The sequence below is a fragment of the Afipia sp. GW823-FHT06G09 genome (assembly GCF_058794875.1).
Window position 1 is genome coordinate 1,171,759 of record NZ_JBXAHF010000001.1, and the last position, 13,145, is coordinate 1,184,903.

A 13,145-nucleotide genomic window follows, 5' to 3' on the forward strand; every position below is an offset into this window, starting at 1 on the left:
AAATAGTTTGCCGTAGAAAACGCGTTTGTGGACAACGGCGGGACAAGAATTCTGAAAAACAGAGCGTCGCAGCATATTCTGCTTTCGACCCGCAGCTTCACATTCCGAGATAGGCGCGCTGCACGTCGGGGTTGTTCAACAGCTCTTCGCTCGGACCGTGAAGGACGACGGAGCCGTTTTCCAGCACGTATCCCCGATTGCTCAATGCAAGGGATTTCGCGACATTCTGCTCGACCAGCAGCACCGTGGTTCCGTGCTGATGCAGAGACTTGATGACCCCGAACATCACGTCCGTCAGAGCCGGAGATAGACCGATGGAAGGCTCGTCAAACATGACGATTTCCGGCTTCGACATCATCGCGCGGCCGATTGCCAGCATCTGCTGCTCGCCTCCAGACAGCGTTCCTGCCAGTTGCCGGCGGCGTTCACGCAGCCTGTCGAACAGCTGATAGACCGACTCGAGTGTGGTTGATTGATATGCCTTCGCGCGCTTCAGCGATCCGCCAATCAGCAGATTTTCCTCGACCGACAGAGCGCCAAAAATCTGACGCCCTTCCGCAACCTGCGCGATTCCGAGTTCGCATATCTTCCACGGCTGCTGCTTCGTGATGTCGACGCCCCTTACCTTCACAGTACCACTCAACGCCGGAACGATTCCCGCAATGGAGCGGATCAATGAAGTCTTGCCCGCGCCATTGGCGCCTACAACACAGATCAACTCGCCCTTTCGGATCGCCAGCGAGACGCCGTGCAGAGCACTCGAGCCATCATAGGCAACACACAGGTCTTCGACTAAAAGAAGAGCATCATCAGGCATGGAAGCCGGCCCCCAGGTAGCTTTCGAGCACCTTCGAATCTGCGACAACATCAGCAGGTGAGCCTTCGGCGATTTTTGCTCCGTGGTGCAGCACCACGACTGTCGAAGCCACCTCCATAACAATCCGCATCACATGTTCGACGAGCAGAATTGTCAGACCGTTCTCTGTCAGCTTCTGAAGCACCCGAACGACCCCTGCAGCCTCGGTGGGCCGCAACCCGGCCATCACCTCGTCAAGCAAAAGCAGCTTCGGCCGCGTTGACAGCGCCTTGGCCGTTTCGAGCATTTTCCGATCCGGCAACGTCAATTGATCGGTTTTCGCATGCGCCTTGTTTGCGAGCCCCACGCTTTCCAGCGAATCGTATGCGATATCCCGCGCATCGTTGACACTTGTCGTCCAACTGAACGCTCCGACCATCGCATTCTCGAGCACCGTCATATCGCGCATCGGACGCACAATCTGGAACGTTCGCGCGATTCCCATTCTGCACACGTCTTCCGGACGTCTGTTCTCGATGGCCCGCCCCTCGAAGAACACCTGCCCGCTGGTCGTTCTCAAGGCACCCGCGACCAGATTGAAGCAAGTCGTCTTGCCGGCACCATTGGGTCCGATCAAGGCCGTGATACGCCCGCCCCGAAGTGAGAAGCTCACATCATTGACCGCGATCAGTCCACCGAACGATCGTGTAAGATTCCTGACTTCGAGCAGATTGGTCATTCCTCGACCTTCCTCGGTTGGGAAATCTTCAGCCGAGGCAGAGGCGGAATCGATCGATAGAGCCGGACGATGGCCGGCCAGATTCCATCTGGCAGAACCCACACCACGAGGATCAGAATGATCCCGTAGGCAATATTGTTCAGACCCGGAATACCTAAGCTGTCTCCGATCGCACTCATCGTGTGGTTCAGTGGAATCGCCGCGAGCGATCCGACAAAGGGGCCAAAGGCCGTGCCCAGACCTCCCACCACGGGACCGATCAGAACATCGACCGAAATGCCCATTCCCATAATGGAATCCGGAAAGATTGACCCTTGAACAAGTGCAAGAATGCCGCCGCCGACGGCCGCGCTGCCTGCCGATATCGAGATCACGATGATCTTGTGCCGGAATGTGCGGACACCCAGCGCGCGAGCCGCCTCGTCATCGTCTCTCATCGCGCGCCAGACATAGCCAAGATACGACCGCGAGATCAGCTCGGTTCCCAGAACGCCGATTGCGGCGACACCCAGCGCGACGAAGTAGTAGAAGCGCGCGTCTCCGCGAAGCATCAGGATGTCCGTCTTTCCGGTGGGCGCTTGAAAGAACATTCCCTGCATCCCGCCGACGAACTCCCAGCCGCTGAACATGATCCGGGCAAACTCCGCTGCGGCGATGGTCAGCAGCGCGAAGTAGATTCCACGAACCTCAAAGCGAAAACTCAGCCACGCCAATAACGCGCCGACAAATCCGGCGATAGTCAATCCCACCACGAGCCCGATCCATGGCGAGATTCCGTACTTGATGTTCAGAACGGCCACAGAATAGGCGCCAAGTCCGACGAACAAGGAATGACCGATCGACAATTGTCCGCCGATGCCAAGCATCAGGTTCCACGACTGTCCCATGAATGTAAAGAGCAGGACAATCGTCATTAGCGATATGACATACGAATTCGATAGAAAGCCAACCAGAGCGAGGATCACGAAGACGCCTGCTCCGGCAATCCATCGCTTCTGATCGGTTGCTTCATTAAATTTCTTTGGCACCGAAAAAACCCCTCGGACGGAATATCAGAATGATGATCAGGAGCGCATAAGGCAGCGCAGTCTTCATCGAGGGAGCGAACATTAGCGCGGCAACAGCTTCTGCCACGCCGATGGTGAGACCTCCCAGCAAAGCTCCGCTGAAGCTGCCAAGGCCGCCCACAATCACCGTCACGAATGCCAACAACGTGAAGTCGACCGCGAGATAGGGTTGCGCGTCGAACAGCGGAGAAATCAGAGCACCGGCCACTCCGGCACACCCGGTGCCGATACCGAACGTGACGGCGTAGATCTGCGGAATGTTCAGACCCACGACCAGCCCGCCCAGCCGGTTGTTAGCTGCGGCTCTCAGTGACCGGCCAAACGCCGAATACTTAAGATATGCACCGAGCAGAATGATCAGCAGGCCCGCAGTCGCCGCGGCCTGAAGCCGCGCGAGATCAAGCTTGAGCAGGCCAATCGAGACCGTATGAAACGACAGTTGGGACGCAGTGGGGCGCGGGTCCGGACCGAACGCGACCAGCAAGAAGCCGCTGAACAACAGCGCCAGACCGATAAAGACGATGAACTGGTAGTGATGCGGCCGATTGACAAAACGCTTCACGATCAGCGTTTCCAGCAGATATCCAAAAACGAACATCACAACGGCGGCGATGGCGGCTGCGACGATGATTGGGACGTCCCAGAGACGAACCGACCAGTACCCGATGTAGACACCGAACACGACCATTTCGCCATGCGCGAAGTTCACGACGCGCATCACGCCGAAAATGATGGTGAGACCAAGTGCGACGAGTCCGTAGACGAGCCCAAGAAGCACTCCGCTAGCGAGAACATTGAGCCAAAGCGATAACATCAGCGGACGCTCATATTGTCAGTTGTTGACAAAGAAGGCGCCGCTCCAATCGGCTCCGAATCAGGCACGATCCGGAATCGGTTCGATACGCCGGCGTGTCGCAGCCCGGCAGGTTGACGCTCATACATAGTGGGCCCATACCCCTCTCCTTTCGTCAGCGTGATGTCCGTCTCAGTGCAACCCATCGTGAGACTTTGGCACTGCGAATGAGCCCTTCACATAGAGAAGCGGCTCACGGTCCTTGCTCGTCGTCTGCGCAACAACCTCGCCGATGAAAATCGTATGGCTACCAGCATCGTGCGCATGCACCATGCGGCAATCGAAGCTGCAGATCGCATCGATCAGGCTTGGCGCGCCCGTTTCGAGTTCCTGCCAGAGGCTATCCGAAAACCGCACATCACCCTTGCTGCCATCCTGTCCGGAAAATTTGTGAGCCAGCGCCGAATGCTCCGCTGCTAGGATGTTCCAGCAGAAGGCCTTGCTCGCCTTAATGGTGTCGTGCGCACCGGCTGATTTGTTCACACAGACCAACACGCTCGATGGATCAGTGGATAACGAGCATCCCGCCGTGAGGGTCAGGCCGTGGCGGCCGGGCCACTTGCCGGTGGTCACGATGGACACGGCACCGGGAACATTGCGCATGGCATTGCGGAATTCTGCTGCGTTAAACGGCGGTATTTCTTGTATCGGCATCGGAGAAGCTCGCAAGATCATGACGGCTATTGCCTCGATTAAACGGATCGGAATTAGGACGCGGCTCGCATCGCCGTGCTACCTGGCCGCACTGAAGAACTGGATCACATTGCCAAGCGGATCTGTGACGCGCGCAACACGGCCGTGCGGACCCATGTCGCGAATTTTCTCCGATACCCTGGCGCCCGCCTCGCGAGCACGGTCCATCGCTGCCTCCAGATTCTCGACTTCAAACACCAGAATCGCATCTCGCGAATGAGCGGACACCGACTCACCCGGACCAGCGATACAGAACGCTGTTTTTTCACCCGCGAACTGAATCCACTTGCTCGCATCCGCGAAGCGCACGGTCAGGCCGAGAGCCTCATAGAAGCTGGCCAGACCTTCGGGCTGTTGCGCGGTGAGATAAACCTGCTTGAGTTTCACTTTCACATGTCCGGTTCATGGAACGTCTGCCAGTCTGCGACGTCTCGCGAGCTGCAACTGTTCGACGATAGTCACTCCGGCCCTTCAGCATTAATGCCCGAACAGATCACCGCCTAAGTGACGGAGCAGCATTTTATGCTGGTCCGGTCGGCCCACCGAAACGAACGTCCTACAGATGCCTGCAAGCAAAGGACTTCAGCGCACTAGTGAATGCATCGCGCCGTTCTCGGGATCGACCGTATGCTTTAAGGTGCCGCACGACAGACACCGGTTTGACAGTCGCGTGAGCATCACGCGCTCAATCTACCGGCAACATGACTGACTTCCAGGCTGAAAGTTAGGTCATCGATGTTGCGTCGCCCGAACAGATTCCGTGACAGAGCATGAAGGAGCAGAGTGTCGTTCCCGATGCCGGCGCTCATCCGTCGCTCGTCCGCGGAGAGCGAGCAAGTGAGCCGCGACGCGACTGACGCGCGGTTCAAGATCCGCGCGTTCTCGACAAATGACCTTGCGCTGGAGCCAGCCGGCAGCGCTGAGGCACCGCAGAACTGAGTCCGAAGCGAGATAAGTGAATCGCGCATTTCTCCGCGACGGCTTTTCCGTCGGGGTCCCATCTACATCAGGCGTGATCGAGACATGCTCTTTCGTCTAACGTTATCAATACAATAGTGAACGCCACGCGCGCCTATTTTACCGATCACCTTGGGTGCAAAGGCGCGTAAATACCTGCAAAAGCAAAATGACTGTTTTTAGATACAAGTCGTCATTTTATCGAAATTCGACAGATCGAACTGCGGCTAGCATCCACGTCATCGGGATGTCACCGCGCGAAACAACGGGTGGGGCCGGGCCTCGAAAAGCTACCGATTTGCCCTGGGAGACACGTCATGACCACAACAGTTCTCGACAGAATTGATATCAAGATTCTGAATGAACTTCAGCAGAATGCGAATTTGACAAATGTCGAACTCGCCTCCCGCGTCAACCTCTCGCCGTCACCCTGTCTTGCACGGGTCAAGACGCTCGAAAAGCTCGGCGTGATTGACCGACGCATCGCAGTGCTCGATCCGGCGGCTCTCGGTATCGGCGTTACCGCATTTATTCAGGTCAAGCTCGAAAAGCAGGTTCAGCTTACCCTCGACAACTTCACCCGCTCCATCGATCGCCTCAGTCAGGTGATGGAGTGCTACCTGATGACGGGAGACAGCGACTACCTGTTGCGCGTGATGGTGTCCGACATAAACGATCTCGAAGATCTGATCGTCAACAAAATCTCGCGCATTCCCGGCGTTTCCAGCATTCGCTCGAATCTAGCGCTGAAGCGGATTTCTCACAAATTGGTTTTGCCGATCGACGCCAACCGGCCTATTACCGTCAAATCGTGCAATGCTGCAAGACACATCGAGCGTCCCATGAAACCACGGTACAGTGCAGTTGCAGAAGACCGGATGGACCGCGCGGTCACAGGCGATTCATTTCGTGCGCTGAGCACTGCGGGAGTTTAGGCACCCGCAACGCCGTCAGATCACGGCATAAACCCGCATTGCTAACAGTTGGCAGCGCTGCATTTTCGATTGTGTACGCACGTAAAGAATGTCGTTCCACAAGGTTTGTGGCCAGGCCTGACTCGCCAAGGCTACCCGTATCTACCAACCTGGCGCGAGCACCTGATGACGAATCCAATCTCCGAAACCCTGAAGGCCTTTGCGGATGGCGAGATCGTCGTCGTTACCGATGACGACGACCGCGAAGGCGAAGGCGATCTCGTCGTTGCTGCATCGCTCTGCAGTGCCGAGAAGATGGCATTCATCATCCGTCACACCTCAGGCATTGTCTGCGCGCCAATTACATCCGACCGCGCGCGCCATCTTAGGCTCGATCCGATGGTCAGCAACAACGATTCAAACCACACGACGGCGTTCACGGTTTCCATCGACTACAAGCCGGATAATGGCACCGGAATTTCTGCCGAAGAGCGCGCATCCTGTTGCCGCGCATTGAGCAATCCCAATGCTGGCGCAAACGACTTCGCCCGGCCGGGGCACATCTTCCCGCTGATTGCCAAGGAGGGCGGCGTGCTTATGCGATCCGGCCACACCGAAGCGGCGGTTGATTTGTGCAACCTCGCAAAGTTGCCTCCGGTCGGCGTTATCAGCGAGTTAATGAACGATGACGGCTCCGTGATGAAAGGCTCGCAAGTCACCAAGTTTGCAGGCAGACATAGCCTGAAGCACGTAACCATCGCCGACATCATTCGCTTCCGGCAGGGGCGCGAAAAATTGATCGAACGGGTTTCAGCTGTGACCGCGGATAGCCCCATCGGGCCGTTACAAGGTTACTCCTACCGCTCGCCGTTTGATCCTATTCATCACGTGGCTTACGTCTACGGCGATATCGCTGATGGAGAAAACGTACTGACGCGGTTTTACAAGCCTAACATCATACGCGATATGTTTTCCGGGCAGGCTCAGGTCAGGATGAATGTCGTGCTGGAAAGGTTCAGGGATAACGGAAGCGGCGTGCTGGTATATCTGCGGGATGGCGCTGCCGGTGTCCCGCGGGTCTCCATTGAACCGTCAACCTCGATCGAAGCCGACCGCAACCGGCAGTGGCGCGAAATCGGGGTAGGCGCACAGATCCTTCGGGATCTGGGCATCACATCGATCCGCCATCTCACGTCTTCGATTCATCATTTCAGGGGACTGTCCGGCTTCGGCATCGAAATCGTCGGAAACGAAAGGCTTTAGATTCCGGGTGACAGGTCCACAGCACTAAACGTGCATCAAGTTAAACATTTGGCCAACACCAATGCGAAACGTGTCAGGAACCACGTATTCCATAACCGCTCATTATGCGTTTGGCGCAGAAGTCGCATAAGGCGCGAAATGCGAGCGCGACTCATCAATGTTGAGTTCGCGGCCAATCGGCGGAAACGCGCGCTGCGGACAATCCAGCCGTTCGCAGACCTTGCAACCCATACCGATCGGCGTCGCTACCGCCGGATCAATATTCAAACCTTGCGAATACACGATGCGTTCGGCGTGGCGCACGTCGCAACCCAGCGCCACCGCGAAAGTTTTCGTCGGTGCGCCATAGCCGCCCTGCCCATGCGACACCGTGCGCGCGATCCACAGATAGGTCCGCTCATCCGGCATCCGCGCTAACTGCGTCAAGACGCGGTCCGGATTTGCGAAGGCCTCGTAGACGTTCCAGAGCGGACAGGTCCCGCCGACGCGGGAAAAATGGAAGTCCGTCGCGGATTGCCGCTTTGAGATATTTCCAGCACGATCCACCCGAATGAAGAAAAACGGGACGCCGCGCGCATTCGGCCGCTGCAACGCGCTTAAGCGATGGCAGACGGTCTCGAAGCCAACGCCGAAACGGTGGCCGAGCAGTTCGATGTCGTAGCGCCAGCGCTCCGCCTCATCCAGAAACATCGTGTAAGGCAGCACCATCGCGCCCGCGAAATAGTTGGCCAGCCCGATCCGTGCCAGTCCCCGCGCCTCGTCATTGGTGAAACCAGCCTTGTCGATGATGGCGCGCAATTCGTTGTCGAATTCCAGAATCGCGATCTGCGTCGCGAACTGGAACGCCTGCTGGCCGGGGCGCAGCCGCCGCGAGAGCTGCATGATCTTCGCAGTCGAATCGAATTTCCGCTGCGTGCCGAATGGCAATTCCTCGAAGGTGTCGAACACCGCTTTGACGCCATGACGCTGCTCAAGATAGTCGGCAAGCGCGGCCGCCATCTGTCCGATGGGAAATTTCATCCGCGTGGCGATGGATTCCGCCGCCTCGTCCAGTTCGGGAATGTGGTTGTTATGCGCGTAAAAGAAGTCGCGCACCTCCTCGAACGGCGTCGACGGCAGAATCGCGGACGCCGCCTGACGGTCTTCGCCGAGCCGCGCGGACAACGCCGCGGTCTGTTCGGTGGCCTGACGATACTTGCGGCTGAGCGTGACCAGCGCGCGTCCCACCGCCGGCATGTTTAACGCAAGTTCGCGCAGATCGGCGGTGGCAATGGTTTCACCCAGCGCCGGATCGGCCAGCGCCTCACGCAGATCAGCAATCAGCCGCGCCTCGTCGTCGTCTGAAAACGACTGCACATCGAGACCGAAGGTCGAACTCAGGGCAAGCAGCACCGGCAGCGTCAGCGGCCGCTGATTATTCTCCAACTGGTTGAGATAGCTCAGCGAAATGCCGAGCTTGGCCGCCAGCGCAGCCTGCGTCAGCCGTCGCTCCTCGCGAAGCCGCTTAAGCCGCACACCCATGAAGGTCTTTTTCATCTGACATCCATCTTTGCAGACTTTGCAACTTTGCAAACTCAACCCGAAACCTTTGCAAAACTTCGCTATTTCAGGCGTTTTCAAGCACCTCACAGTGCAGATATTGCGAAGTTTAGGCGGAATGACAATCCGTCCGGAGTGCTTCACATGCAATTATCTGCGACCGCCACCGAGGCAGCACGCGAGACCCGTTTCGTCGAAATGGTGTTTCCGGGCCTGTCCAATCACTACGGCACACTGTTCGGCGGCGATGCGCTGAAGCTGATGGGCAAGGCCGCGTTCGTCGCCGCCGCGCGGCACGCGCGGTGCAAGGTGGTGATGGCGGCCTCCGACAGAATCGAATTTCACCAGCCGATCCCCATGGGCCAATTGATCGAGATCGTCGCCCGCGTCGCGCGCGAAGGCCGCAGCTCGATGACGGTGTCCGTGGAGATGATCCGCGAAGATCTCGCCGGCGGGCAGCGCGACGTGGTGACCCGCGGAAATTTCGAGATGGTTGCCGTCAACGACCACGGTCGTCCGGTCGCCCTCGCGCAAACCGCAAAACCCGATCTCAAACACCAACTGACCTGACAGGGAAAGACCACCGTGAAGCAGCATACCGTTCGCACCTACAAGTCCGCCGAGACGCTCGATCGCGCCGACCAGCTCGCATGGAAGATCGCGGAGGTCGCCTCCGATCCGGTGAAGGTCGAGACCGAGGTGGTTGAGATGATCGGCAACCGCATCATCGACAATGCGTCGGTGGCGGCTGCATCGGTCGCGCGCCGTCCGGTGGCGAGCGCGCGGGCACAGGCCGAAGCGCATCCGTTCCAGCCGGGATCAACCGTGTTCGGCCTCAACAAGAGCCAGCGTATTTCGCCGGAATGGGCGGCATGGGCCAATGGCGTCGCGGTACGCGAACTGGATTTCCACGACACGTTTCTCGCGGCGGATTACTCCCATCCCGGCGACAACATTCCGCCGATCCTCGCCGTCGCGCAGCATTGCGGGTTGTCCGGCGCTGACCTTGTGCGCGGCCTCGCCACCGGCTACGAAATTCAGGTCGACCTCGTGAAGGGAATCTGCCTGCACGAACACAAGATAGATCATATCGCCCATCTCGGGCCATCGGCGGCTGCGGGGATCGGCACACTGCTGAACCTGCCGGCCGGGACGATCTATCAGGCGGTGCAGCAGGCGCTGCATGTCACCACCACCACGCGCCAGTCACGCAAGGGCGAAATATCGAGTTGGAAGGCCTATGCACCGGCCTTCGCCGGCAAGATGGCCATCGAGGCCGTGGACCGGGTGTTGCGCGGCGAAGGTGCGCCCTCGCCCGCCTGGGAAGGCGAAGACGGCTTCATCGCCTATCTTCTGAGCGGCCCGAAGGCGCAGTACACCGTGCCGCTGCCGGAAAAGGGCGAGCCGAAGCGCGCCATTCTCGACACTTACACCAAAGAGCACTCGGCCGAGTATCAGAGCCAGGCGCTGATCGATCTGGCGCGCCGCATGGGGCCGAAGATCGGCGATCTGTCGAAGGTGGACAGCATCGTCATTCACACCAGCCATCACACCCATTATGTAATCGGCACCGGCGCCAACGATCCGCAGAAGATGGACCCCAAGGCGAGCCGCGAAACCCTCGACCACTCGATCATGTACATCTTCGCCGTCGCGCTGGAAGACGGCGGCTGGCACCACGAGAAGTCCTACGCGCCGGAACGCGCCAACCGCGCGGAGACCGTTGCGCTCTGGCACAAGATCTCGACGGTGGAAGATCCCGAGTGGACGCGGCGCTATCACAGCCACGATCCGAAGGAGAAGGCATTCGGCGGGCGCGTCGTCGTCACATTGAAGGGCGGCTCGATCATCAGCGATGAACTCGCAGTAGCCGACGCCCATCCGCTCGGTGCGCGGCCGTTCCAGCGGCCGGACTACATCAAGAAGTTCCGCACGCTGTCGGACGGCGTGATCGCGCCATCGGAACAGGATCGCTTCATCGCCACGGTGGAACGGCTGACTTCGTTGAAGGCCGGTGAACTGACCGATCTCACATTCACCGTCGATGCGAAGCTGCTCGGCAGCCGCTCGTCCCATGGCATCTTCGATTGGCCCCACGACGCGCCGCTCAAGCGCGCCGCCACCCGGTAAAGGAGGAACTGCGATGGACGTGAAACCAGCGCCCACGAACGCGCCCAAGAAATCCGTGGCCTTGTCCGGCGTCGTCGCCGGCAACACCGCGCTGTGCACGGTGGGCCGCACCGGCAACGACCTGCACTACCGTGGCTATGACATTCTCGATGTCGCGGAGACCTGCGAGTTCGAGGAGATCGCGCATCTGCTGGTTCACGGCAGCCTGCCGACCGCGTCCGAACTGCGCAACTACAAGGCCAGGCTGAAATCGCTGCGCGGCCTGCCGGTAGCGGTGCTGCGCGCGCTGGAGCTTCTTCCGGCGGCGGCGCATCCGATGGATGTGATGCGCACAGGCGTCTCGGTGCTGGGTTGCGTGCTGCCGGAAGCGCACGATCACAACCAGCCCGGCGCGCGCGATATCGCGGACCGGCTGATGGCCTCGCTCGGATCGATGCTGCTGTACTGGCATCACTACGCGCATCATGGCCGCCGCATCGAGGTCGAGACCGACGACGAGTCGATCGGCGCGCATTTCCTGCACTTGCTTCATGGAAAGAAACCATCGGCTTCGCACGAGTGCGCGATGCACACCTCGCTCATCCTCTATGCCGAGCATGAGTTCAACGCCTCAACCTTCACCGCGCGCTCCATCACGGGCACCGGTTCCGACATGTATTCGGCCATCGCCGGCGCCATCGGCGCGTTGCGCGGACCGAAGCATGGCGGGGCCAATGAAGTCGCGTTCGAGATTCAAAAACGCTACGACAGCGCCGACCAGGCAGAAACGGACATTCGCCACCGTGTCGACGCCAAGGAAGTCGTGATCGGCTTCGGTCATCCGGTCTATGCGGTGGCCGATCCGCGCAACAAGGTCATCAAGGAAGTCGCGCGGCGGCTCAGTCATGAGGGCGGCAGCACGCGGATGTTCGAGATCGCGGACCGGATCGAGGCGGTGATGGCCGAAACCAAGAAGATGTTCGCCAATCTCGACTGGTTCAGTGCGGTGTCCTATCACGCCATGGGCGTGCCGACCGCGATGTTTACGCCGCTGTTCGTGATCTCGCGCACCTCCGGCTGGGCCGCGCATGTCATCGAGCAGCGCATCGACAACAAGATCATCCGGCCGTCGGCGAACTACGTCGGCCCGGAAAACCTGACATTCGTGCCGCTCGGTGAACGGGGGCAATCGCCCTCGTCCGCCCGCGCGGCGTGACGGCTTTTTCAAGGAAATCCTGTATGCCTTATCTCGTCGCCTCCGATCTTCCCGCCGAAAGCGCGGGCCGCCGTTTCCGCAGCTTGCTGCAACGCCCCGGCATTCTGCGTCTGCCGGGCGCTCATAACGGGATGGCCGCGCTTCAGGCCAGGGCCGCGGGCTTCGAGGCGCTCTATCTGTCGGGTGCAGCCATGACCGCGTCGATGGGCCTGCCGGACCTCGGAGTCATTTCAGTTGACGAGGTCGCGTTCTTCGTCCGCCAGATCGTGCGCTCATCCGGACTCCCCTTGCTTGTAGATGGCGACACCGGCTACGGCGAGGCGCTCAACGTCATGCATATGGTCCGCACCTTCGAAGACGCCGGCGCCGGCGCCGTGCATCTCGAGGACCAGCTCCTGCCCAAGAAGTGCGGCCACCTCAACGACAAGAAACTCGCCGATGCCCACGATATGGCCGCAAAAGTAGCTGCTGCCGCGAAAGCTCGCCGCGATCTGATCGTCATCGCACGAACCGACGCGGCCGCAACCGAAGGACTCGATGGCGCGATCGCGCGAGCGAAACTTTACATGGAGGCGGGAGCCGACGCAATTTTCCCCGAGGCGCTGAACACCGAGGAGATGTTCAGCGCGTTTGCCAAGCGCATGCCCGGCGTGCCGCTGCTCGCCAACATGACTGAGTTTGGCCGGACGCCATTCTTTACCGCGCAGGAATTCCAGGACATGGGTTATCGCATGGTGATCTGGCCGGTGTCGTCATTGCGCGTCGCAAACAGGGCGCAGGAGCTTCTCTATAAGGCCATCGCGCGCGACGGCGGGACGCACAAGACCGTGGACGTCATGCAGACTCGCGCCGAACTCTACGAGATGATCGAACTTCACAAGTACGAGGCGCTGGACAAATCCATCGTTCAGACCATTGTTCCTGAAGGCATGCCGCAGCGCTGAGTGAGGATTCGGCGCAACCTCGCCGACCAATCACCACTGTGCCTCTGCACCGAGT

13 protein-coding genes are annotated in these 13,145 nt (G+C 59.3%); 6 read left to right on the plus strand and 7 right to left on the minus strand.

From position 1 onward, the window contains the following. Positions 1–97 precede the first annotated feature (97 nt). From AC1Q67_RS05795 to AC1Q67_RS05820, 6 genes are all read right to left on the minus strand, one after another. The gene (locus tag AC1Q67_RS05795) at positions 98–817 is read right to left on the minus strand and encodes an ABC transporter ATP-binding protein (RefSeq protein WP_492234843.1); all 720 of its coding nucleotides are present in this window, start codon (positions 815–817) and stop codon (positions 98–100) included. Then, complete coding sequence (locus AC1Q67_RS05800; RefSeq protein ID WP_492234842.1) at positions 810–1,535, minus strand: ABC transporter ATP-binding protein; 726 nt, start codon at positions 1,533–1,535, stop codon at positions 810–812. The genes AC1Q67_RS05795 and AC1Q67_RS05800 overlap by 8 nt, the downstream gene beginning before the upstream one ends. After that, positions 1,532–2,563, minus strand: coding sequence for a branched-chain amino acid ABC transporter permease (locus AC1Q67_RS05805; protein ID WP_492234841.1), 1,032 nt, complete (start codon positions 2,561–2,563; stop codon positions 1,532–1,534). Before AC1Q67_RS05805 ends, AC1Q67_RS05800 begins: the two co-directional genes overlap by 4 nt. Continuing rightward, positions 2,547–3,416, minus strand: a complete 870-nt coding sequence (locus AC1Q67_RS05810) for a branched-chain amino acid ABC transporter permease (protein ID WP_024576523.1) — start codon at positions 3,414–3,416, stop codon at positions 2,547–2,549. The genes AC1Q67_RS05805 and AC1Q67_RS05810 overlap by 17 nt, the downstream gene beginning before the upstream one ends. A 171-nt stretch (positions 3,417–3,587) precedes the next feature. Further along, entirely contained in the window at positions 3,588–4,058 is a 471-nt protein-coding gene (locus tag AC1Q67_RS05815) for a flavin reductase family protein (protein WP_492234840.1), read from the minus strand. Between the two features lie 129 nt (positions 4,059–4,187). Further along, positions 4,188–4,535, minus strand: coding sequence for a VOC family protein (locus AC1Q67_RS05820; RefSeq protein ID WP_492234839.1), 348 nt, complete (start codon positions 4,533–4,535; stop codon positions 4,188–4,190). 887 nt (positions 4,536–5,422) lie between these two features. On the opposite strand from AC1Q67_RS05820, the gene AC1Q67_RS05825 reads away from it, so the two are divergent. Continuing rightward, complete coding sequence (locus AC1Q67_RS05825; RefSeq protein ID WP_492234838.1) at positions 5,423–6,040, plus strand: Lrp/AsnC family transcriptional regulator; 618 nt, start codon at positions 5,423–5,425, stop codon at positions 6,038–6,040. Positions 6,041–6,205: 165 nt separating this feature from the next. Then, positions 6,206–7,282, plus strand: coding sequence for a 3,4-dihydroxy-2-butanone-4-phosphate synthase (gene ribB / locus AC1Q67_RS05830; RefSeq protein WP_492235699.1), 1,077 nt, complete (start codon positions 6,206–6,208; stop codon positions 7,280–7,282). 102 nt (positions 7,283–7,384) lie between these two features. Here the strand turns inward: ribB and AC1Q67_RS05835 are convergent, their stop codons facing one another. Then, entirely contained in the window at positions 7,385–8,818 is a 1,434-nt protein-coding gene (locus AC1Q67_RS05835; protein ID WP_492234837.1) for a short-chain fatty acyl-CoA regulator family protein, read from the minus strand. 147 nt (positions 8,819–8,965) lie between these two features. Between AC1Q67_RS05835 and AC1Q67_RS05840 the strand changes: the two genes are divergently transcribed. The 4 genes from AC1Q67_RS05840 to prpB are packed head-to-tail and all read left to right on the plus strand — an operon-like array spanning position 8,966 to position 13,090. Beyond that, positions 8,966–9,391 carry an acyl-CoA thioesterase gene (locus AC1Q67_RS05840; protein ID WP_492234836.1) on the plus strand — a complete coding sequence of 142 codons (426 nt, stop codon included), beginning with the start codon at positions 8,966–8,968 and terminating at the stop codon, positions 9,389–9,391. 15 nt (positions 9,392–9,406) lie between these two features. Then, the gene (locus tag AC1Q67_RS05845; RefSeq protein ID WP_492234835.1) at positions 9,407–10,951 is read left to right on the plus strand and encodes an MmgE/PrpD family protein; all 1,545 of its coding nucleotides are present in this window, start codon (positions 9,407–9,409) and stop codon (positions 10,949–10,951) included. A 13-nt stretch (positions 10,952–10,964) separates the two neighbouring features. Next, positions 10,965–12,146 (plus strand): bifunctional 2-methylcitrate synthase/citrate synthase, encoded by a 1,182-nt coding sequence (gene prpC, locus AC1Q67_RS05850; protein WP_492234834.1) that lies wholly within the window; start codon positions 10,965–10,967, stop codon positions 12,144–12,146. Positions 12,147–12,169: 23 nt separating this feature from the next. After that, positions 12,170–13,090: a methylisocitrate lyase gene (prpB, locus tag AC1Q67_RS05855; RefSeq protein ID WP_492234833.1), complete on the plus strand. Its 921-nt coding sequence runs from the start codon at positions 12,170–12,172 to the stop codon at positions 13,088–13,090. Positions 13,091–13,145: the final 55 nt, after the last annotated feature.

Excerpts from the sequence above, each read along its gene's own strand:
- AC1Q67_RS05795 (WP_492234843.1), bottom strand. The coding sequence starts at position 817 with ATGCCTGATGATGCTCTTCTTTTAGTCGAAGACCTGTGTGTTGCCTAT.
- AC1Q67_RS05800 (WP_492234842.1), bottom strand. The coding sequence starts at position 1,535 with ATGACCAATCTGCTCGAAGTCAGGAATCTTACACGATCGTTCGGTGGA.
- AC1Q67_RS05810 (WP_024576523.1), bottom strand. The coding sequence starts at position 3,416 with ATGTTATCGCTTTGGCTCAATGTTCTCGCTAGCGGAGTGCTTCTTGGG.
- AC1Q67_RS05815 (WP_492234840.1), bottom strand. The coding sequence starts at position 4,058 with ATGCGCAATGTTCCCGGTGCCGTGTCCATCGTGACCACCGGCAAGTGG.
- AC1Q67_RS05825 (WP_492234838.1), top strand. The coding sequence starts at position 5,423 with ATGACCACAACAGTTCTCGACAGAATTGATATCAAGATTCTGAATGAA.
- ribB (WP_492235699.1), top strand. The coding sequence starts at position 6,206 with ATGACGAATCCAATCTCCGAAACCCTGAAGGCCTTTGCGGATGGCGAG.
- AC1Q67_RS05835 (WP_492234837.1), bottom strand. The coding sequence starts at position 8,818 with ATGAAAAAGACCTTCATGGGTGTGCGGCTTAAGCGGCTTCGCGAGGAG.
- AC1Q67_RS05840 (WP_492234836.1), top strand. The coding sequence starts at position 8,966 with ATGCAATTATCTGCGACCGCCACCGAGGCAGCACGCGAGACCCGTTTC.
- prpC (WP_492234834.1), top strand. The coding sequence starts at position 10,965 with ATGGACGTGAAACCAGCGCCCACGAACGCGCCCAAGAAATCCGTGGCC.
- prpB (WP_492234833.1), top strand. The coding sequence starts at position 12,170 with ATGCCTTATCTCGTCGCCTCCGATCTTCCCGCCGAAAGCGCGGGCCGC.